Origin of the sequence: Saccharothrix algeriensis, assembly GCF_016907655.1 — a bacterium.
In the GTDB taxonomy this organism is placed as follows: Bacteria; Actinomycetota; Actinomycetes; order Mycobacteriales; family Pseudonocardiaceae; genus Actinosynnema; species Actinosynnema algeriense.
Genome location: NZ_JAFBCL010000001.1, coordinates 190,935 through 211,299, shown reverse-complemented (window position 1 = coordinate 211,299; position 20,365 = coordinate 190,935). Strand labels below are relative to the sequence as shown.

The 20,365-nt window shown below is 74.8% G+C and carries 18 protein-coding genes; 15 read left to right on the top strand and 3 right to left on the bottom strand.

Features of this window, described 5'->3' with window-relative positions; genetic code table 11:
• The first annotated feature begins 7 nt into the window (after positions 1–7).
• Positions 8–1,090: a carbon-nitrogen hydrolase family protein gene (locus JOE68_RS00810; RefSeq protein WP_204840421.1), complete on the top strand. Its 1,083-nt coding sequence runs from the start codon at positions 8–10 to the stop codon at positions 1,088–1,090.
• Here the strand turns inward: JOE68_RS00810 and JOE68_RS00805 are convergent.
• A complete protein-coding gene (locus JOE68_RS00805) occupies positions 1,087–1,605 on the bottom strand; it encodes a hypothetical protein (protein ID WP_204840420.1) in 519 nt (172 codons plus the stop codon). The genes JOE68_RS00810 and JOE68_RS00805 overlap by 4 nt on opposite strands.
• Positions 1,606–1,649: 44 nt before the next feature.
• Between JOE68_RS00805 and JOE68_RS00800 the strand changes: the two genes are divergently transcribed.
• The 13 genes from JOE68_RS00800 (at position 1,650) to JOE68_RS00740 (ending at position 17,243) form a co-directional block, all read left to right on the top strand.
• Positions 1,650–2,294, top strand: coding sequence for a hypothetical protein (locus tag JOE68_RS00800; protein WP_204840419.1), 645 nt, complete (start codon positions 1,650–1,652; stop codon positions 2,292–2,294).
• A 294-nt stretch (positions 2,295–2,588) separates the two neighbouring features.
• The gene (locus JOE68_RS00795) at positions 2,589–3,620 is read left to right on the top strand and encodes an FAD-dependent oxidoreductase (RefSeq protein ID WP_204840418.1); all 1,032 of its coding nucleotides are present in this window, start codon (positions 2,589–2,591) and stop codon (positions 3,618–3,620) included.
• Between the two features lie 377 nt (positions 3,621–3,997).
• Positions 3,998–5,317, top strand: a complete 1,320-nt coding sequence (locus JOE68_RS00790) for a lysine N(6)-hydroxylase/L-ornithine N(5)-oxygenase family protein (RefSeq protein ID WP_204840417.1) — start codon at positions 3,998–4,000, stop codon at positions 5,315–5,317.
• A gap of 29 nt (positions 5,318–5,346) precedes the next feature.
• Positions 5,347–5,715: a cupin domain-containing protein gene (locus JOE68_RS00785; RefSeq protein WP_204840416.1), complete on the top strand. Its 369-nt coding sequence runs from the start codon at positions 5,347–5,349 to the stop codon at positions 5,713–5,715.
• Positions 5,712–7,343, top strand: coding sequence for a class I tRNA ligase family protein (locus JOE68_RS00780; RefSeq protein WP_204840415.1), 1,632 nt, complete (start codon positions 5,712–5,714; stop codon positions 7,341–7,343). The genes JOE68_RS00785 and JOE68_RS00780 overlap by 4 nt, the downstream gene beginning before the upstream one ends.
• 12 nt (positions 7,344–7,355) lie before the next feature.
• On the top strand, positions 7,356–8,597 hold the full coding sequence (locus tag JOE68_RS00775; RefSeq protein WP_204840414.1) for an ATP-grasp domain-containing protein: 1,242 nt from the start codon (positions 7,356–7,358) through the stop codon (positions 8,595–8,597).
• A gap of 127 nt (positions 8,598–8,724) precedes the next feature.
• Positions 8,725–9,072 (top strand): avidin-fold protein, encoded by a 348-nt coding sequence (locus JOE68_RS00770; protein WP_204840413.1) that lies wholly within the window; start codon positions 8,725–8,727, stop codon positions 9,070–9,072.
• Between the two features lie 19 nt (positions 9,073–9,091).
• Positions 9,092–10,906, top strand: coding sequence for an ABC transporter substrate-binding protein (locus JOE68_RS00765; RefSeq protein WP_204840412.1), 1,815 nt, complete (start codon positions 9,092–9,094; stop codon positions 10,904–10,906).
• Complete coding sequence (locus JOE68_RS00760; RefSeq protein ID WP_307819404.1) at positions 10,903–12,201, top strand: cation:proton antiporter; 1,299 nt, start codon at positions 10,903–10,905, stop codon at positions 12,199–12,201. The genes JOE68_RS00765 and JOE68_RS00760 overlap by 4 nt, the downstream gene beginning before the upstream one ends.
• A 50-nt stretch (positions 12,202–12,251) precedes the next feature.
• Positions 12,252–13,499 carry an ATP-grasp domain-containing protein gene (locus JOE68_RS00755; protein WP_204840411.1) on the top strand — a complete coding sequence of 416 codons (1,248 nt, stop codon included), beginning with the start codon at positions 12,252–12,254 and terminating at the stop codon, positions 13,497–13,499.
• Between the two features lie 31 nt (positions 13,500–13,530).
• On the top strand, positions 13,531–14,796 hold the full coding sequence (locus JOE68_RS00750) for an MFS transporter (RefSeq protein ID WP_204840410.1): 1,266 nt from the start codon (positions 13,531–13,533) through the stop codon (positions 14,794–14,796).
• A 69-nt stretch (positions 14,797–14,865) separates the two neighbouring features.
• Positions 14,866–16,101, top strand: a complete 1,236-nt coding sequence (locus JOE68_RS00745; protein WP_204840409.1) for an amidohydrolase — start codon at positions 14,866–14,868, stop codon at positions 16,099–16,101.
• Positions 16,102–16,187: 86 nt separating this feature from the next.
• Positions 16,188–17,243: a MerR family transcriptional regulator gene (locus tag JOE68_RS00740; protein WP_204840408.1), complete on the top strand. Its 1,056-nt coding sequence runs from the start codon at positions 16,188–16,190 to the stop codon at positions 17,241–17,243.
• Positions 17,244–17,277: 34 nt separating this feature from the next.
• On the opposite strand, the gene JOE68_RS00735 is transcribed toward JOE68_RS00740, so the two are convergent.
• Positions 17,278–18,438: an MFS transporter gene (locus tag JOE68_RS00735; protein ID WP_204840407.1), complete on the bottom strand. Its 1,161-nt coding sequence runs from the start codon at positions 18,436–18,438 to the stop codon at positions 17,278–17,280.
• A 77-nt stretch (positions 18,439–18,515) separates the two neighbouring features.
• Between JOE68_RS00735 and JOE68_RS00730 the strand changes: the two genes are divergently transcribed.
• Positions 18,516–19,706: an ROK family transcriptional regulator gene (locus JOE68_RS00730; protein WP_204840406.1), complete on the top strand. Its 1,191-nt coding sequence runs from the start codon at positions 18,516–18,518 to the stop codon at positions 19,704–19,706.
• A 12-nt stretch (positions 19,707–19,718) separates the two neighbouring features.
• Here the strand turns inward: JOE68_RS00730 and JOE68_RS31620 are convergent, their stop codons facing one another.
• Positions 19,719–20,225, bottom strand: coding sequence for a permease-like cell division protein FtsX (locus JOE68_RS31620; RefSeq protein ID WP_307819402.1), 507 nt, complete (start codon positions 20,223–20,225; stop codon positions 19,719–19,721).
• Between the last annotated feature and the right edge of the window lie 140 nt (positions 20,226–20,365).

The window sequence follows — 20,365 nt, the reverse complement described above, 5'->3', positions numbered from 1 at the left end:
AGGACCCGTGGACGACTTCCCCCGCTTCACCGCGGCGGCCGTGCAGGCGGCCCCGGTCTACCTCGACCCCGCCGCGACCGCGGCCAAGGCCGCGTCGATCATCCGCGAGGCGGCCGGCCGGGGCGCGCGGCTGGTGGTGTTCCCCGAGGTGTTCGTCGCCGGTTACCCGTACTGGAACTGGACGATGAACCCGGTGGCCGCGTCACCGCTGTACGAGCGGCTCTACCGCGCCTCCGTGGACGTGCCGGGGCCGCACGTCGACGTGCTGCGCGCCGCCGCGGCGGCCACCGGGACGACCGTCGTCATCGGCGTCAACGAGCGCGGCCGGCACAGCCTCGGCGTGCTCTACAACAGCGTGCTGACCATCGGCCCGGACGGCGCGGTGCTCGGCGTGCACCGCAAGCTCGTGCCGACCTGGGCGGAGAAGCTGACCTGGACGCCCGGTGACGGCAGCTCGGTCGTCGTGCACCGGACGCCGGTCGGCCCGCTGGGCGTCCTCGCGTGCGGCGAGAACACCAACACCCTGGCCCGCTTCGCCCTGCTGGCGCAGGGGGAGCTGGTGCACGCCGCCAACTACATCGCCCTGCCGGTCGCGCCGGCCGACTACGACATGGCCCACGCCATCGCGCTGCGCACCGCCGCGCACGCGTTCGAGGGCAAGCTGTTCTCCGTCGTCGCCTGCTCCCCGGTCTCCGAGGAGATGATCGAGGTCGCGGCCGGCGGCGACCCGGCCACCGCCGACCGGATGCGCCGCCCGCGCAGCGCGCTGTCGGGCATCTACGGCCCCGACGGCAACCCCGTCACCGAACCGCTGGTCGACGCGGAGGGCGTCGTGTACGGGGAGGTCGACCTGGCCAGGTGCGTCCAGTCCAAGCAGATGCACGACATCATCGGCCACTACAACCGCTTCGACGTCTTCCGCCTGCACCACGACACCACCCCGACCACGCCGCTGGTGCAGGAGCCCCCCGCGCGGCCGGCGCCGGTCACCGGGCCCTGGGTCCGGGAGGAGCAGGCCCCCGACCGGCGCCCGCCCGCTTCGGCAACCCGAAGCCGACGCCCGCCCCGGGCGGCCGAACCGGCCGGCTAGGCGGTGCCGGTGAAGCGGTCGGCGAGGTAGGCGACCTTCGCCTCGTCGTCGCGGTCGGAGTAGAGGAAGCGGCTCCACGCCTGGCGCTCGTGCAGCACCGCGCCCAGCTCCCACACGCAGACGACCTGGAGGTGGTCGCCCTGCTCCAGGCGCTGGAAGCCCTCCTGGTCGGCGACCTCGCGGTAGTAGACCGTCACCCACATCTCGTTGTTGTTGCGCCACGTGCACACGATGAGGAAGTGGAACGACTCGCCGCACAGGTGGTGCACCACGAAGCCCAGCTCGCCGGAGACGGGCAGCTCGCCGGCGGCGACCTGCGCGCGCAGGAACCGCTCGCCCTGCGCCCGCACGGCCGGGTCCACGGAGGACTCCGCCTTGCGCACCTCGTACCACTTGAGGTGCGCGTCGGGCAGGACCACGTCGTGGTCGGGGAGCGCGACGACCTCCTTGGGGTAGTGGCGGTAGTCGTCGGCGACGCTGGTCAGCTTGGCCAGGTGGCTGAGGTTCGTGGTCACGGCACGGGATGGTAGGCGCGCAGCGCCGGCTAGTCTGCCCCGTTGTGAAACCGGATCTCGCCACCCTGCGCGCCGCCGCGGACCAGTTCGGCCGCTACACCCGGCCCGACCGGTCGTGGGCGGCGCTGCTCGCGGCCACCGCACCGGCGGTCGACCTGGGGCGGGCGGCGCACCGCGCGGCCGCCCACCGCTGGCTCAACGCGTGGGGCTGCCGCATCCGCTACCCCCGCGACGGCGAGCCGGCGGTGTTCGACCAGGGCCTCGCCGCGTGGTGGGAGCGCGGGCGCGCCGGCCTGCCGGAGCCCGGCACGCGACTGGGCGAGCTGACCGACGCGGAGATCGAGGCGGTGGCCGGGTGCTTCGCCGACCTCGCCGCCACCCCGGCCGCGGCCCGCCGCTCGCTCGGCCCCACGGCCGCGGCCAAGCTGCTGTTCGCGGTGCGCCCCGACAGCCTCATGCCGTGGGACGACCTGATCGCGCGGCGCCTGCACGGCGCGCGCGACCGGGCGGCGTACGCGGCGCACCTGCGGCTGGGGCGGGGCTGGGCGCTGGACCTGCTCGCCGAGGCCGGCGCCGACGAGCCGGCCCTGGTCGCGGCGCTGGGGCGGCCGGGCGGGTCGCTGGCGAAACTGCTCGACGAGTTCTGCTACCTGGTGCACACGCGTGGTTGGTCGGTCACCGTCGGCTAGCGGGTAATGGCCCGGCTACTCGTCGAGAGCGGCCGATCGGCGGTGTCCGGGGGTCGGCCGGAGTGCAGTGAGGCTTCCTCATCAACGTTCTTTATGGGGTCGGCCGCGCTGCCGGAACGAGTCGTTGACTTCCCCCGCCCGGTGCTTACGATCTGCGTACCCAGGACGAGGGGAGACCGGGGTGTCCAGTTCACCGGGCGGTAGAGCCGAAAGCCGCCGAGTCTTATCCGGAATATGTGATCGCGGGCCGGTCCGGACTTTTTGCGGCACTTTCCGGGCGATTCGGACGAGCGCATGAGGATCGGGGTGGTCGGCGGCGGGCTCGCGGGCGCGTTGCTGGCGTGGCGGCTGCGCCAGGCCGGCGACCGGGTCCGCGTGGAAGTCCTCGCCGGCCGCCGCGCCGCACCGGACGCCTCCGCGGTGTCCGGCGGGCTCGTGCGCGGGTTCGAGCGCGACCCGGCCGCCGCCGCTCTCGCGGCGGACAGCCTCGCCGAGGTGCGCGGGGACGCCCGGCTGCGGGAGTGGGCCGGCTACCGCGAGATCGGCTCGCTCTACGTGCTGCCCGGCGGCGTCGACCCGGCCGGGTCGGTGCGGGTGCTCCAGGAGCGGCTGCCCGGTTCCGCGGCCGTCGTGGGGCCGGCCGAGCTGCGCCGCCGGTTCGGGCTGCGCGACCCGGCCGACGACTCGGTGGGCGTGGTGGAGCGGCACGCCGGCCACCTGTCGCCCGCCCGCCTGCGCGACAGCGCCCTGGCCTGGGCCGCCGCGCACGGCGTCGACGTGGTCCCGGTCGACGTCGCCCCGGTGCGGGGCGGGCCCGAGGTGCGCACGTCGGACGGGGCGCGGCGGCGCTACGACGCGCTGGTGGTGGCGGCCGGCGCGTGGACGCCCCGCCTGGTCGGGCACGGCGGGGCGCTGCGCACCAAGCAGATCCAGTACGGCGTCCACCGCGTCGACCTGCCCGGGCTGGGCGTGTTCGTGGACGACGACACCGGCCTGTACGGCAGGCCGTGGGACGGGGGCGGGTTCCTGCTCGGCCTGGGCTGCGACCGGTGGGACGTCGCGCCGGAGGAGGTGCGGCCGGACCCGGCGCTGGTCGACCGGGTCGCGGTGGCCGTGCGCCGCCGGTTCGGCGTCGTGGTGGGCGGTCCGCCGGAACGGGTGGTCGCGTCGTCCGACTGCTACCGCGACCCGGCCGGGCTGCGCCTGCTGCCGGTCGCCGGGTGGCCCGGCGTCCACACCTTCACCGGCGGCAGCGGGGGCGCCGCGAAAACTGCCGTGGCGGCCAGCCGGGTGGCGGCCGGTGAGCTGCTGACGACGCTCCGGTGAATTCCCGGTGTGCTCGGCCGGTGGTTTCCGGCCGGGTTCCGGGCTGCCCGGGGAACGGCTCCCGGGAACGGCTGCGGGACCGCCCCGGTAAACAGTGGTGAGCGTGGTCGGAAAGATTCGGGAATGCCCACGGGCGGGTCGATAGGATTACCTGATCGAGTCGATTCGAGTCCGTCGGAGAATATCTTGTCGACGGCGTCCGGGTGATTTACGGTTTTCTCCGGCAAGCCGAGAACGGCTTTACCAGACTTCCTGGCGCGGGCGTTTCCGCACCGCCGCCGGTGGACCGGCCCCCTCCCGGTGGCGGGCTCGCGACCGGTCCGCCCGCGTGGCGCCGCCGTCGTGGCGCCACCCCCCTTCGAGTTCAGGAGAATGCGTTGGACCACCAGGATGTAGAGCTGCTGGCGATCGGCGCCGGGCCGGCCAACCTGGCCCTGGCCGTGGCGTTGGAGGAGCTGGCCCCCGACCTCGCCGCCCGCTCGCTGGTCGTGGAGCAGCACGAGGACGTCGCCTGGCAGCGCGGGATGCTGCTGCCCTGGTCGCAGAGCCAGGTGTCGTTCCTCAAGGACCTCGTGACCCTGCGCAACCCGCGCAGCGAGTTCTCGTTCGTCAACTACCTGCACTCGATCGGCCGGCTCGACGAGTTCATCAACCTCGGCACCTTCACGCCCTACCGGCTGGAGATCTCCGCCTACCTGGCGTGGGTGGCCCGGTCGCTGGGCGCCGTCCGGCTGGAGCACGGGCGCCGGGTCGTCGGCGTCGAGCCCGGCGACGTCGTCGCGGGCCGGGTCACCGGCTGGCTGGTGCGGTTCGCCGACGGCGGCACGGTCCGCTGCCGCGACCTGGTCGTGGGCGCGGGCCGGGACGCCCACGTGCCGGCGCAGTTCGCCGCGCTGCCGCGCGAGCGGGTCGTGCACAGCACGGAGTTCCTGGACCGGGTCGGCGGGTTCGACGCCGCCGGCGCGCACCGGATCGTCGTGGTCGGCGGCGCGCAGAGCGCGGCCGAGATGCTGTGGTCGGCCCACCAGGGGTTCCCCAACGCCCAGGTGACCATGGTGATGCGGTCGATCGGCCTCAACGGCTACGAGAGCAGCAAGTTCACCAACGAGCTGTTCTACCCGTCCTTCGTGGACACCTTCAACGCGGCGCGACCCGCCGCGCGCGAGCAGCTGCTCGGCGAGATGCACCGGACGAACTACTCCGGGCTCGCGCCGGCCATGCTGGACAACCTCTACCGCACGATGTACCTGGAGAAGCTGACCGGCGCCGAGCGGCTGCGCATGATCACGATGACCGAGGTGGCCGACGCCCGCCTGGCCGGCGACGAGGTCGTGCTGACCCTGGTGGACCGCAAGACCGGGCGGAGCGACGAGCTGGCGTGCGACGTGGTCATGCTCGGCACCGGCTTCGTCAAGCGGATGCCCGCGCTGACCCGGGCGCTGGCCGCCGCCGTCGGCGTGGACGAGTTCACCGTCACCCGCAACTACCGGATGGCGCTGCCGGACTCGATCGAGGCCAGGGTCTACCTCCAGGGCGTCAACGAGTCCACGCACGGCATCGCCGACTCGCTGATCAGCGTGCTCGCGATCCGCTCCGGCGAGATCGTCGGCGACCTGCTGGCCGGTCGCGGCCGGCCCGCCGCCGACCCCCGGCCGCGCCCGGCCGCCGAGCTGCTCGCCGTACCCCACCCCGCCTGAGCCACCCCACCGCACGGAGGAACCGCACGATGATGGAGATCCGCAAGCTCGACCGGGAGAACCTCAAGCAGGACAACGGCCTGGTGGCCCAGCGCCTGATGCCCTGGCCGCTGGTGAACGCGCCGTTCGAGGGCTCCTGGTGCGTGGTGCGGCCCGGCGCCGAGTCCGGCGCGCACGGCCACCACGAGTACGAGATCTGGGTCGCGATGAGGGGCGAGTCCCACATCCTCACCGACGCGGGCGAGACGCCGTTCGCGGCCGGCGACGTCGTCCACTTCACGCCCGAGGAGCGCCACCAGGTGGTCAACCGGGGCGACGCGGACTTCGAGTTCTACGCGATCTGGTGGGACGCGGAGATGGCGGACCGGTTCGCCGCCCGCCACGGGGACCCGGCGTGACCGGCCGCGCCCGCCCGGCGATCGTCGTCGCCGCCACCCCGACGCCCAACGGCGACCTGCACGTGGGGCACATGGCGGGCCCCTACCTGTCCGGCGACGTGTACGCCCGCTACCTGCGCGCCAACGGCCGCCAGGTGGTCTACACCACCTGCACCGACGACAGCCAGAGCTACGTCGTGTCCACCGCGCACCGCCGGGGCGTCACGCCCGAGGAGCTGGTGCGGACCTCGACGGCGAAGATCGAGCGGTCCCTGGCGGCCATGGGCACCCTGATGGCGGGCCTGCCCCCGATCGACGACCGCTACCGCCGCACGGTGCTGGACTACGTGGCCGACCTGCACGCCGCCGGGCGGTTCCGGCTGCGCGCGGTCCGCCTGCCCTACGCCAAGAACGCCGGCCGCTTCCTCTACGACGGCCTGGTCACCGGGACCTGCCCGGTCTGCCTGGCGGGCAGCTGCGGCGGCGCGTGCGAGACCTGCGGGCACCCCAACAACTTCGACGAGCTGATCGACCCGAAGTACACCCTGGACCCGACCGACCCGGTGGTCCACCGGGAGCGGACCGTCCTGGTGCTGCCGATGGAGGAGTACCGGGAACGGCTCACCAGCTACTACGCCGCGCGCACGCCGCGCTGGCGGCCCCACGCCAAGCAGCTGGTCGGCGAGCTGCTCGCCCGCCCCCTGCCGGACGTGCCGGTCACCTTCCCCGGCACGTGGGGCATCCCGGCGCCGTTCCCCGAGACGCCCGGCCAGGTCCTGTACCCGTGGATCGAGGCGATGCCCGCGTCGATCTACAGCACCTGGTGGACCGCCACGCGGCAGGGCCACCCGACCGGCGACACCGACCACCTGTGGCGCGCCGAGTCCGACGCGGAGCTGGTGTACTTCCACGGCTTCGACAACGTCTACCACTGGGGCCTGGTGGACCTGGTGATGCTGCTGGCCCACGGCGACCGGTACACCACGCCGGAGAGCAACGTCTGCAACGAGTTCTACGACCTGGACGGCGAGAAGTTCTCCACCAGCCGCAACCACCTGATCTGGAGCGCGGACCTGCTCGCCGAGGTGCCGCGCGACCTGGTCCGCTTCTACCTGGCGCTGACCGCGCCGGAGTACCAGCGCACGAACTTCAGCCGCGACGCGCTGCACGCCGTCACCACGCGGCGGCTGGTCGAGCCGTGGAACGCGCTCGCCGACGCCGTCACCCTCGCGCTGGTGGGCGTGGACGCCTCGGCGCAGCCGCGCACCACCGAGGAGGGCAGGCGGCGCTCCGCGGCCGTGCTGGAGCGCTTCCGGCTCTGCTACGAGCTGCCCAGCTTCAGCCTCGGCCGGGCGGCGGAGACCGTGCTGACCCAGCTCGGCCGGCTGCGCGCGCTGGCCGACGCGGTGGACGGCAAGCGCAACGGCCACTCGCCGGTCGCGCCCGGCGACCTGCTGCTGGAGGCCCGCACGCTGCTGGCGTGCGCCGCGCCGATCCTGGTGGACGTCGCGGACGCGCTGCGCGCCGCGGGCGTCGACCTGGACCTGGGTTCCGCGCACGCCGGGTCCGTGCCGGTGTTCCGGTTCCCCCGGCTACCCGCGACCACCGCGCCGACCGGGCTCGCGCCCGCGCTCGACGGCGCACGCTAGGAGGCACCGACCGTGAAGCTGCTGACCGTGGAGACCCGCCAGTACCTCCGGTACTACCACTCGCGCTACGAGCAGGTGGAGGCGCTGGGCGCGCAGCTCTACGTCCTCAACGGCGAGGGCACCGAGGACTTCTGGCCCGCCGACCGCTACCGGCTGGTGGGCAGCAGGAACATCGACGACATGATCGCGACGGCCAAGCAGTGGCACGCCGTCGAGGACTTCGCCGGCGTCATCACCTTCTCCGAGGCGGCCGTCGTCGCCGTCGCCGCGATCGCCGAGGCGCTGGGCCTGCCCGGCATCGGTGTGGAGGCGGCGCTCAACAGCCGCAACAAGCTGCTGATGCGCCGGGCGCACGAGCGGGCGGGCGCGCCGATCCCCGGCTACCGCCACGTGACCGGGCTGGAGCAGGCGCGGGAGGCCGCGCGGGAGTTCGGCTACCCGGTGATCATCAAGCCGACCCTGGGCGCGGGCAGCCACTTCGTGTTCAAGTGCGACGACGACGCCGAGCTGGCCGAGCGCCACGCGCAGGCCGCCGAGGGCATCCGGGACCTGTTCTGGGCCACCTCGGAGGCCCAGGGCGTCGACCTGGGGCCCAACGGGCTGCTGGTGGAGTCCTTCCTGGACGGCCGCGAGTACCTGATGGAGGCCGTCTCCTGGGACGGCGAGGTCTACCTGGGCTCGGTGGTCGACCGGATCACCGCCGAGGGCGGGACGTTCGACGACGACGTGCACCACGCGCCCACGTCGCTGGGCCCCGAGGACCTGGCCGCGGTGCACGAGGTGGTGAAGGCCGGGGCGCTCGCGCAGGGCCTGCGCCGCAGCGCGCTGCACGCCGAGGTCCGCTTCCACGGCGGCAAGCCGCACCTGCTGGAGATCGCGGCGCGGGTGGGCGGCGGCGGGCTGGACCAGATCGCCCGGCTGACCGCCGACCACGACCCGATCGCGGCCGTGGTCGACATCGCGGCCGGGCGGCGGCCGGCGGTGCGGCACTTCCGGCCGACCGGCACGCACATCACCTCGATGTGCCTGATCTCCGAGGCGGGCGTGGTCGACCGCGTGGTGGTGCCCGAGGAGGTCAGCGGGTCCGACCGGGTGTTCCTGCTCAAGATCACCGCACGACCCGGCGACGTGATCCGGCGACCGCCGGACGGCAACACCATCCTCGGCTTCCTCGGCACCACCGGCGAGTCCGAGCAGGACGCCCGGGAGCTGCTGGACGACTACGCGTCCAGGATCCGGGTCGAGTTCCGCTAGGACCGGCCCCGGCGCCGCGCCACCCGCGGCGCCGGACCCGTCGCGGGGCGGGCCCGCCCCGCGACGACCACCCGCACCCACCCGCGGCGCGCGGCGCCGCGCGACCACCGAGCAGGAGTGGACCGAAGTGATCGACTACGACGGCCGGAGGTTCCGGCCGGTCGCCGACGGCGCGCCCGAGGAGAGCCGGGTCGCCGTCTACCACCAGGACGGCGACCTGCTGTGGGGCGAGTTCCTCGGCGGCCGGGCCCGCCGGGGCGCGCTCACCGGCACCGCCGCGCCGGACGGCTCGCTGGACTTCGCCTACTGCATGGTGCTGGAGGACGGCGAGGTCGTCTCCGGCCACTGCCGCAGCACGCCCGCCGTCCTGGCCGACGGCCGCATCCGGCTGGCCGAGGTGTGGGAGCGCTTCGGCGACCACGCGGCCACCGGCGTGTCCGTGATCGAGGAAATCCCCGCACCCCAGACCACCTGACGACGAGGACGCACCAGCCATGACTTCCGCCAGCACCGTCGCCGCGCCCACCGGGGGCGAACCCCGCCGGGGCGGTGTGGTCACCTGGGCGTGCGCGCCCGGTTTCCCGCCCGCCGTGATCTTCCCGTTCACCCCGGCCGAGCGCATGGGCACCCGCAACATCCTGGAGTTCCAGGCGCTGATGTACCGGACGCTGTACTACTTCGGCAGCGACGGCACCCCCGCCGTCGACTACGCGCAGAGCATCGGCGAGCCGCCGGAGTGGAGCGAGGACGGCCTGACCGTCACCATCACCGTCAAGCCGTGGAAGTGGTCCAACGGCGAGACGGTCTGCGCCGACAACGTGCTGTTCTGGGTCAACCTCATGAAGGTCAAGGGCGCCCGGTACGGCGAGTACGTGCCCGGCTACTTCCCGGACAACCTGACCTCGTACGGGAAGCTGGCCGAGGACAAGGTGTTCTTCACCTTCGACCGGGCCTACTCGCGGCACTGGGTGCTGTACAACCAGCTCAGCACCATCACCCCGCTGCCCCGGGCGTGGGACCGCACCGCGGCGGGCCCCGCCGACGCCTCCGGCGACCTCGCCGACGTCGAAGCCGTCTACGACCACCTGATGGCCGAGCAGGGCGACATCGTCGACGAGGGCAACGCCCACCGGACGCGCTGGGCCGACAGTCCGATCTGGAGCGTGGTCAGCGGTCCGTGGCGGCTCAAGAGCTACACGCTCGAAGGCGTCGTCACGTTCGTGCCCAACGAGCACTACTCCGGGCCGAACAAGCCCTACCTGGACGAGTTCCGGCAGGTGCCGACCTTCTCCGACGAGGAGCAGTACCGGATGCTCCAGGCCGGGCCGGACGCCGAGAACGGCATCCAGGTCGGCTACCTGCCGCTGAGCTTCGCCACCGAGCCCGCCGTCGACCCGGTGGTGGGCGGCCCGAACCCGTTGGCGGACAACTACACCATGTACCCGCAGACGGCGTTCTGCATCCGGTACATCTCGCTGAACTACAACAACCCGACCGTGGTCGGGAAGATGTTCGCGCAGACCTACCTCCGCCAGGCGCTGCAGAGCGTGCTGGACCAGGACACCGCCGTGCGCGACATCTACCAGGGCTACGCCTACCGGCAGAACGGCCCGGTCCCGATGTACCCGCGGACCGACTACGTCTCGCCGCGCCAGCGCGAGGGCGCGTGGCCGCTGCCGTTCGACCCGGAGCACGCCAAGCGGCTGCTGGAGGCCAACGGCTGGGACACCAGCCGGACGCCGGCGGTGTGCGTGCGGCCCGGCGCCGGGCCCGGCGAGGCGGGGGAGGGCATCCCCGCCGGCACCGAGCTGACCATCCTGATGCGGTACGTCGAGGGCCGCCCGGCGCTGACCCGGCTCATGCACGGCTTCCGCGACGCCGCCGCGCGCGCCGGCATCGAGCTGCGCCTGCAGGAGGTCTACGGCTCGGTCCTGGTCGCCGAGGACGCGCCCTGCAAGGCGAGCGCGGAGACCCCGTGCCTGTGGGAGATGTGCTGCTGGAACGGCGGCTGGGCCTACCACCACCCGACCGGCGAGATCCTGTTCTCCACCGGCGCGGGCGGCAACTTCGGCTTCTACACCGACCCCCGGGCCGACGAGCTGATCGACCGCACCGTCACCAGCGACGACCTGGCGGTGCTCTACGAGTACCAGGACTACATCGCCGAGCAGGTCCCGGTGATCTTCACCCCGAACTTCCCCATCCGGTTGTTCGAGGTGGCCAACGACCTGCGCGGCTTCGGGCCGGTCAACCCCTACGGGATGATCAACCCGGAGAACTGGTACTACGCGCGGGACGGGGACCGGTGATCCTCGCCGCCGCGCCGCCGAGCCCCATCGGCGCGCACCAGATGCTGGTGTTCCTGGCGCAGCTGGCCGTGCTGCTGGGCACGGCGTTCGCGCTGGGCCGGCTCGCGACCCGGGTCCGGCTGCCGGCGGTCGTCGGCGAGCTGGCCGCGGGCGTCCTGCTCGGGCCGTCGCTGCTCGGGCCGCTGTGGCCCGCGCTGTCCGGGTGGCTGTTCCCCGCCGACGTCGCGCAGATCCACCTGCTCGACGCGGTGGGGCAGCTCGGGGTGCTGCTGCTGGTCGGGTTCACCGGGATGCACCTGGACCTCGGCCTGGCGCGCCGCAAGGGCGGTGCGGCGGCGTGGGTGGCCGCGGGCGGGCTGCTGATCCCGCTGGGCCTGGGGTTCGCGGCCGGGTTCGCGCTGCCCGCGGTGATGATCGGGCAGAACGCGGACCGGCCGGTGTTCGCGCTGTTCCTCGGGGTCGCGGTGTGCGTGAGCGCCATCCCGGTGATCGCCAAGGTGCTGCTGGAGATGAACCTGCTGCACCGCGACATCGGCCAGCTGGTGATCACCGCCGCCGCCGTGGACGACGTGGTGGGCTGGTCGCTGCTGGCGGTGGTGTCGGGCATGGCGGGCGCGGGCTTCACCCTCGGGCACGCGGCGCTGTCGGTCGGCGCGCTGGCCGCCGTCGCGGCCGTCGCGCTCGTGGTGGGCAGGCCGCTGGTGCGCAAGGCGCTCGCCACCGCGAACCGCTCCCCGGAGCACGGCGTCACGGTCGCGGTCGTGGTGGTGCTGGTCGTGCTGTCGGCGGCCGGGACCCACGCGCTGTCGCTGGAGCCGATCCTGGGCGCGTTCGTCTGCGGCCTGCTCATCAGCTCCTCGGGCGTGCCGGTGCGGGAGAGGCTGGGTTCGCTGCGCACGTTCGTCATGGCGGTGCTGGCCCCGGTCTTCTTCGCCACCGCCGGGCTGCGCATGGACCTCACCGCGCTGCGCGACCCGGCGGTGCTCGGCGCGGCGGCGCTGGTGCTGCTGCTGGCGGTGGTCGGCAAGTTCGCGGGCGCCTACCTGGGCGCGCGGATCGGCCGGCTGGGCCACTGGGAGGGCTTGGCGCTGGGCGCCGGGCTCAACGCGCGCGGCGTCATCGGCGTCATCGTCGCGATGGTCGGGCTGCGCCTGGGCGTGCTGACCACCGAGACCTACACGGTCGTCGTGCTGGTCGCGGTGGTCACCTCCCTGATGGCCCCGCCGACCCTGCGGTACGCGGTCGCCCGGATCGCGGTCACCCACGAGGAGCGGGAGCGGGCGGCCGTCGCCTGAGCCCGCCCGGCACCCCACCGAAACCCCTGTGAGAGAAGAGGCACCGCGTCATGACCGGAACCGAGGGCACCCGCCCGCTGCTGCTGGTGGTCGCCACCGGTATGCGGACCTACCGCGAGTACCTGCTGCGCTCGATCGGCGCCCGGTACCGCGTCCACCTGTTCCTGAGCGCCGAACCGGGGTGGGAGAAGGAGCACGTGGCCGGCTGGACCGTGCTGCCCAGCACCATGGACGGCCCGGCGATGGCCGTCGCGGCGGCCCGGCTGGCCGAGCGCGAGCCGGTCGCGGGCGTGCTGTGCTGGGACGAGGCGCGCATCCACGCCGCCGCGTTCGTCGCGCGGGCCGTGGGCGCGCGCAACGGCGACCCGGACGTCGTGTGGGGCTTGCGGGACAAGGGGCGCACGCGCGCCGCGCTGGACGCCGCCGGTGTGGCGCAGCCCCGGTCCGTCCCGGTGAAGACGGTGGAGGAGGCCGTGGCCGCCGCGCGCGTGGTCGGCTACCCGGCGATCCTCAAGCCGCGCGGCCTGGGCGCGAGCCTGGGCGTGGTCAAGGTGGCCGACGAGGCGCAGCTGCGGGCGGGCTTCGCCTTCACGCTGGGCGCCGAGGGGCCGGAGCCGGTCGTGTTCGACACCGACCAGCCCGTCCTGGTCGAGGAGTTCGTCGCGGGCGAGGAGATCAGCGTCGACTCGGTGGTCCGCGACGGCGAGGTGACGCCGCTGTTCGTCGCCCGCAAGGTGGTCGGCTACCCGCCCTACGCCGAGGAGGTCGGGCACTTCGTCGACGCCGCCGACCCGCTGCTGTCCGACCCCGCGCTGCTCAAGGCGCTGCAGCGCACGCACGAGGCGCTGGGCTTCACCGACGGCGTCACCCACTCCGAGTTCATGCTCACCGGGTCCGGGCCGAAGGTCATCGAGGTCAACGGCCGCCTCGGCGGCGACCTGATCCCGTTCCTCGGCTCGCTGGCCACCGGCATCGACCCCGGCCTGGTCGCCGCCGCCGCGGCCACCGGCCGGCCGGCCGACCTCACGCCGACCCGCGGCCGGGTCGCCGGCATCCGCTTCTTCTACGTGGCGGAGGAGGACACCACGCTGGGAGCGCTCGGGTTCGACCACGACGCCCTGCCCGACGGCATCGAGCGGGCCGTCGTGGTCGCCCAGCCCGGCGCGGTCGTCTCGCCGCCGCCCAAGGGCACGGTCTGGGGCCGCATCGCGTTCGCCGTCGCCACCGGCGAGTCCCGCGAGCAGGTCGCCGACCGGCTGGCCGCGGCGGAGGCCGCGTTCGAAGTCAAGCCCGCCTGATCCCCCCGCACACCCCGAGAGATGTGAAGTGATGGCAACGCAGAACAAGTCAGCAGGCATCCGGGCCACGTTCGTGGAGTCGCCGACGGCGGTGAAGGTGGTCCTGGGCGGCGTCTTCGTCAACAAGATCGGCGGCTTCCTCAACATCTTCCTGGTGCTGTTCCTGACCGCGAAGGGCTACTCCGCGGGCCAGGCCGCCACCGCGCTGGGCGTCTACGGCGTCGGCAGCGTCGTCGGCGTGCTGGTCGGCGGCGCGCTGGCGGACCGGCTCGGCGCGCGCAACTCCACCGTGCTCAGCATGGGCGGCTCGGCGGCCCTCATCGCCGCCCTGCTCTACCTGCCGAGCTACCCGCTGCTGATCGCGGCGACCGCCCTGGTCGGCGCGGTCGGGCAGGTCTACCGGCCGGCCTCGGCGACCCTGCTGTCGGAGCTGACCGACGACGACCGGCAGGTGATGGTCTTCGCGATGTACCGGTTCGGCCTGAACCTGGGCACGACGGCCGCGCCGCTGATCGGGTTCGGCCTCTACCAGTGGGGCGGCGACAGCTACCACCTGCTGTTCTGGGGCGAGGCGCTGGTCGCGCTGGTCTACGCGGTGCTCGCGCGCTTCGCGCTGCCGTCCAAGGCGGAGGAGAAGCGCCTGCGCGCCGGCGGCGACGAGGCGGCCCCGGCGGCGACCGGCAGCTACGCCGACGTCCTGCGCGACCGCCGCTACCTGGCGTTCCTGCTGGTGGTGTTCATCAACGGCGTGGTCTACGTGCAGTACCTGTCCACGCTGCCGCTGGACGTGGCGAAGTCCGGGGTGCCGATCTTCTGGTACACCTTCGCGGTCGCCCTCAACGGCGCGGTGGTGATCCTGTTCGAGCTGGTGGTCACCAAGACGACGCAGAACCTGCCCGCCAAGGTCGTCGTCGCGACGTGCTTCGTCCTGCTGGGCCTGGGCGTGGCCGCCTACGGCCTGCCGCTGGGCCCGGCCGTGATCATCGCCGGCACGCTGCTGTGGACGCTGGCGGAGATCATCGGCGGCCCGGTGGTGTTCTCCTACCCCGGCGTGGTCGCGCCGGCGCACCTGCGGGGCCGCTACATCGGCAGCTTCCAGTTCGTCTACGGCCTGGGCGCGGCGGCCGGCCCGATCGTCGGCGGCTTCCTGTTCCTCCAGCTGGGCCACGCGGTGTGGCCGGTGCTCGGCGCGCTGTCGTTCGTGGCGGCGGCCGTCGGGTACGCGGCGACGAAGAACGCGAAGAAGGAGCAGGAGCCCGCGGCCGGCCCGGTGGAGGAGCCGGTCGCCCAGTCCTGACGCCCCCGGCCGTCGGGGCGTCACCCCACGCGGTGACGCCCCGACGGCCGGGTGTTGCCCGCGGGGCCCATGGCGCAGATAGTGATCGTCGTGAGCCTCGCCGAGCTGTACCGCGACCTGCACCGGCACCCCGAGCTGGGGTTCGCCGAGACCCGGACGGCGGCGATCGCCGCCCGCGAGCTGCGCGCGGCCGGGTTCGAGACCACCGAGGGGGTGGGTGGCACCGGGGTGGTGGGGGTGCTGCGCTCCGGCGACGGGCCGACGGTGCTGCTGCGGGCCGACATGGACGCCCTGCCGGTGGCCGAGCGCACCGGCCTGCCCTACGCCAGCACGGCCGTCGTGGAGCGCGACGGCGAGTCGGTGCCGGTGGCCCACGCGTGCGGGCACGACGTGCACGTGACGTGCCTGGTCGGGGCCGCCCGGGAGCTGGCCGCGGCGCGCGCCGGGTGGCGGGGCGCGGTGCTGGCGGTGTTCCAGCCCGCCGAGGAGGTCGGCGGCGGCGCGCAGGCCATGGTCGACGACGGGCTGTTCGACCGGTTCGGCACGCCCGACGTGGTGCTGGGCCAGCACGTCGCGCCCCTCCCGGCCGGTTTCCTGGGGCTGCGGGCCGGGCCGGCGTTCGCCGCGGCGGACACCCTGCGCGTCACCCTGCGCGGCGAGGGCGGGCACGGGTCGCGCCCGGAGGCGGCGGTCGACCCGGTGGTGCTGGCGGCGGCGACGGTGCTGCGGCTGCAGACCATCGTGTCGCGGGAGGTGGCCGGCGGCGACACGGCCGTGCTCACGGTCGGCGCGATCCACGCGGGCACGGCGGCCAACATCATCCCGGACGAGGCGGAGCTGCTGCTCAGCGTCCGCAGCTACCGGCCGCAGGTGCGCGAGCGGGTGCTCGGGGCGGTGGAGCGCGTCGTGCGCGCCGAGGCGGCGGCCTCGGGTGCGACCCGCGAGCCGGAGGTCACCTTGCTGGCGAGCTACCCGGCCGTGCTCAACGACCCCGACGCCGTGCGGCGCGCCGGCGCGGCCCTGGCCGAGGTGGTCACCGCGCGGCGCGTGGTCGACCCCGGCCCGGTGACCGGCAGCGAGGACGTGGGCGTCCTGGCCGCCGCCGCGGGCGCGCCGCTGGTGTACTGGCTGCTGGGCGGGGCGGACCCGGCGCCGTTCGCCCGCGCGAGGACCGAGGAGGAGCTGCGCGAGGTGGTGGGCGGCCTGCCCGCCAACCACTCGCCGCTGTTCGCCCCGGTGATCAGCCCCACCCTGGAGACCGGGGTGGCGGCGCTGGTCGCGGGGGCGCGCGCCTGGCTCGGGTGAGCAGGGGGTTGACCTTCACCCCGGGGCAAGCCGCACCGTGGGCCGGACCGGGCGGAGGGCGCCCGGTCGGGGAGGGGACGAGGTCGGTGGAGCTGGTGACCATCGGGGAGTTCGCGCGGGCGGCCCGCCTGTCGCCCAAGGCGCTGCGGCTGTACGACGAGCTGGGCCTGCTGACCCCGGCCCGGGTGGACCCGGCGTCGGGCTACCGGCTCTACTCGCCGGACCAGCTGGGGCGGGCGCGCCTGGTGGCGTGGCTGCGCCGGCTGGGGATGCCGCTGGCCCGCATCCGGCTGGTCTGCGAGCTGGCCCCGCGGGAGGCCGCCGCCGAGGTCCGCGCCCACTGGGCGCGGGTCGAGGCCGACACGGCCGCCCGGCGCGACCTCGCCGCCTTCCTCGTCGAACAGCTGTCCGGGGAGGACACCACCGTGACCGTGACACTGCGCTGCGCGCTGCGCACCGACCGCGGCCTGGTCCGCGACTCCAACCAGGACCGCGGCTACGCGGGCGAGCGGCTGCTCGCCGTGGCCGACGGGTTCGGCGCGCGGGGCGAGCCGCTCAGCTCGGTGGCGATCGAGTCGCTGGCCGCGCTGGACACCGCGATCCCGGCGGGGGAGCTGCTCAACACCCTGGCCGACGCCGTGCACCGGGCCGGCGCGGCGGTCGGCGACTACCTGTCGGCGAACCCCGCCGGGTCGTGCTCGGGCACGACGCTGACCGCGCTGGTGCTGTCCGGGTCGCGGCTGGGCCTGGTGCACGTGGGCGACGCGCGGGTCTACCTGCGGCGCGGCGACGGCCTGTTCCGCATCACCCACGACCACACGGTGGTGCAGTCGCTGATCGCCGAGGGCCGGCTGACCGAGGAGGAGGCGCTGAGCCACCCCCAGCGGTCGATGCTGGTGCGGGCGCTGCACGGCGGGCGGGTCGAACCGGACCTGGCGCTGCACGACGCCCTGCCGGGCGACCGGTACCTGCTCTGCTCGGACGGGCTGCACACCGTCGTGCCGCAGGACGACCTCGGGCTGGTGCTGCGCCGGGCGGCCGACCCGGACGAGGCGGTGCGCCGGCTGGTGGACCTGGCCAACGCCAACGGCGGCCCGGACAACGTGGTGTGCGTGGTCGCCGACGTGGTCGCCGCCGGGTGACCTGATCGGCGGGCCGGGCGCGGCCCGCCCCGCGTCACCCCCGCGCTCGGCCCGACAGCACCCCGGCGAACAGCACCAGGCCGAGCACGAGGGCCGTCACCACGGTGAAGGAGGCGGTGAGGCTGGTGGCCTGGGCGATGGCGCCGATGAGCGAGGGCGCGATCAGCCCCGAGGTGTAGGTGATGGTGGCGACGCCGGCGATGGCCCGGCCGGCGTTGTCCTCCCGGTGGCCCGCCGCGGCGAACGCCAGCGGCACGACGACCGCGATGCCCAGGCCCAGCAGGCCGAACCCGCTGATGGCGACCAGCGGGCTCGGCGCGAGGACGATGAGCAGGCCGCCCGCGGCGGCGACCACGCCGCCGGTCCGCACGGTGCGCGCCGCGCCGACCCGGTTCACCACGGCGTCGCCCGCCAGCCGGCCCACGACCATGGTCAGGGTCAGCGCCGTGGTGGACGCCGCAGCCACGCCCGGCGACGAGCCCAGGACGTCGCGCAGGTAGACCGCCGACCAGTCCAGGCCGGCGCCCTCGGCGAACACCGCGCAGAACCCGACCGCGCCGATCAGCAGCGCCGACCGGGGCGGCAGGGCGAACCGGGGCGGTGGCTCCTCGTCCTGCTCGGGCCGCAGGTCCGGCACGCCCCGGCAGACCGCCAGCCCGACGGCGGTGAGCACGGCGGCGGCCACCAGGTGGTGCAGGCGGGCGCTGACGGCCAGGTGCGCGGCCAGGGTGCCGCCGGCGGAGCCGAGCAGCGCGCCGACGCTCCACATCCCGTGCAGGCCGGACATGATCGACCGCCCCATGCCCCGCTCGACCTCCACGCCCAGCGCGTTCATCGTGACGTCGGACATGCCCGCCGCCGCGCCGAACGCGAACAGGGCCGCGCACAGCGCCACCAGGTTCGGCGCCAGCGACGGCAGGACCAGCGCCAGCGTCCACAGGCCCAGCAGCAGGCGCAGCGCGGTCCGGCTGCCGAGCCGGTGGCCGATGCGGGCGGCGAACGGCATCGCCACCGCCGAGCCGACGGCCGGGAACGCCAGGGCCAGGCCGAGTTGCCCCGCGCCGATCCCGGCGTGCTCCTGGATCCACGGCACGCGCGTCGCGAAGGACCCCAGCACCGCGCCGTGCACGCAGAACACGGCCGCCACCGCGTACCGGGCGGCCCGCAGGCTCCCGGTGATCGCTGTGTCGCTCACGTCCCCACCTTCCCCTCCAGTAGGATTCGGAAATTATCAGGTAGGCTTCCTGAAAGAAAGGCTGGTGGGTCGGCGACATGCCCGCATCACCGAGCGCCGCACGCGCGATCAACGACCGGGCGGCCCTGCTCCTGCTGCGCGACGGCCCGCTGACGGCGGCCCAGCTGGCCGAGCGCACCGGCCTGTCCCGGCCCACCGTCGCCGAGCTCGTCCGGCGCCTGGGCGGCGCCGGGCTGGTGCGGGTGGTGGGCGAGGCCGACGTCCGCCGGCGGGGTCCCAACGCGCAGCTCTACGGCATCGTCCGGGACCGCGCCCACGTGGCCGCGCTGGACGTCCGCACCGGCAGCGTCGCCGTGGTGGTGGCCGACCTGCTCGGCGGCGTGCTGGCCGAGCGGTCGGCGCCGATCGGGCCGGACCCCGGCGAGCCGGCCGTCGAGCGTACCGTCGCGCTCCTGGCCGACACCGCGCGCGAGGCGGGGGCGTCGAGCCTGCACTCGGTCGGCATCGGCGTGCCCGGCCTGGTCGACCCGGCGACCGGCGAGCTGCGCCGCACACCGGGGCTGCCGCGCTGGCACGGCGGCGTCCTGGCGGCGCTGCGGGACCTGCCCGGCCGCCTGCTGGTCGAGAACGAGACCAGCGTCGCCGCCCTCGCCGAGCACCGGGCGGGCAGCGCCCGCGACCGCGACACGTTCGCCCTGCTGTGGCTGGGCCACGGCACCGGGGCCGCGCTGGTGCTCGGCGGCGCGCTGCACCGGGGCGCTTCCGGCGGCGCGGGCGAGCTGGGTTTCCTGCCCGTGTCGGGCGTGGCGGCCGGGGGCGGGGCGGCGGTTCGAGGCGAGGCGGGCGCAGGGGCGTGCGGGAAGACCGGGGGCGGGTTCCACTCCCTGGCCTCCTCGCCGGCGATCGTCGCGCTGGCCGCCGAGCACGGCCTCGCCGCCGACGCCGCGCCGCACGAGCCGCCGGCCGCCGCCCTGGTGCGCGCGGCGGTCGCCGCGGGGGCGCGGGCGTTCCTGGACGACCTGGCGGACCGCGTGGCCGTCGGGGCGGCGGCGGTCACGGCGGTGCTCGACCCCGGCTGCGTCGTCCTGGGCGGCGAGATCGGCCAGGCGGGCGGCGCGGCGCTGGCCGCCGCGGTCGCCGACCGCCTGGCCGCGCTGTCGCCGATCCCGACGACCGTGCGGGCCGGCGCCCTCGGCGGCGCGGCGGTGCTGCGCGGCGCCCTGCTCACCGCCTGCCAGAACGCGCAGGACGACGTGTTCGGGGCGTGACGCCCGGCCGGGTCAGGCGACCGGCCACTCGCCGTCCGCCGGGCACTCCGGCGCGTCCGGAGCATCCGGCGCATCCGGCGCGGAGGGGCGGACGAACGCCTCGACCCTCTTCGCGCTCGGGTGGTCGGACCGCAGGTCGCCCGCCATCCCGCGCACGTCCACGCCCGGCCGCGGCATCACCTTCAAGCCCGCCGGCAGCGCCTCCGCGCGGGCCATGTCCCGGATCTCCGGCTGCTCCGCGAAGATTTCCTTGAAGCGCTGGAGGGCCTGCTCCCTGGTCTCGGTGTAGACGCGGCGCACCCGGTCGTCGGCCGCGACGCCGGCGACGGCGGCGCGCATCTCGTCGTCGGTCGCGAAGTCGACCACCACGTGGTCGCCGCACAGCCGGTGCCCGGTCAGCGGCACACCGGCCGCCGCGGTCGGGGCGGGCTGGAGCGGCGCCGGCTCCGACGTCGCCGTGCACGCCGACAGCGCGAGGGCCGCGACCAGCGCGGCCAGGGCGTTCCCCCTGGTGTTCACGGCGGAATGCTGACACCCGGCCCCCACCGACGCCAAAACGAGGCGCCCGCTCGGACCCCGCCCGCCGCACCGCGCGGCCGACCGGGACGGAGCCGGTTCCCCGCCGCCCGGTGCGCGCCGACCGGCGCCGGACGGGCGAA

What these genes read in the sequence shown, in the direction of transcription:
- JOE68_RS00795 (WP_204840418.1), top strand. Translation starts at nt 2,589, where the DNA reads ATGAGGATCGGGGTGGTCGGCGGCGGGCTCGCGGGCGCGTTGCTGGCG.
- JOE68_RS00785 (WP_204840416.1), top strand. Translation starts at nt 5,347, where the DNA reads ATGATGGAGATCCGCAAGCTCGACCGGGAGAACCTCAAGCAGGACAAC.
- JOE68_RS00765 (WP_204840412.1), top strand. Translation starts at nt 9,092, where the DNA reads ATGACTTCCGCCAGCACCGTCGCCGCGCCCACCGGGGGCGAACCCCGC.
- JOE68_RS00755 (WP_204840411.1), top strand. Translation starts at nt 12,252, where the DNA reads ATGACCGGAACCGAGGGCACCCGCCCGCTGCTGCTGGTGGTCGCCACC.
- JOE68_RS00750 (WP_204840410.1), top strand. Translation starts at nt 13,531, where the DNA reads ATGGCAACGCAGAACAAGTCAGCAGGCATCCGGGCCACGTTCGTGGAG.
- JOE68_RS00745 (WP_204840409.1), top strand. Translation starts at nt 14,866, where the DNA reads ATGGCGCAGATAGTGATCGTCGTGAGCCTCGCCGAGCTGTACCGCGAC.
- JOE68_RS00730 (WP_204840406.1), top strand. Translation starts at nt 18,516, where the DNA reads ATGCCCGCATCACCGAGCGCCGCACGCGCGATCAACGACCGGGCGGCC.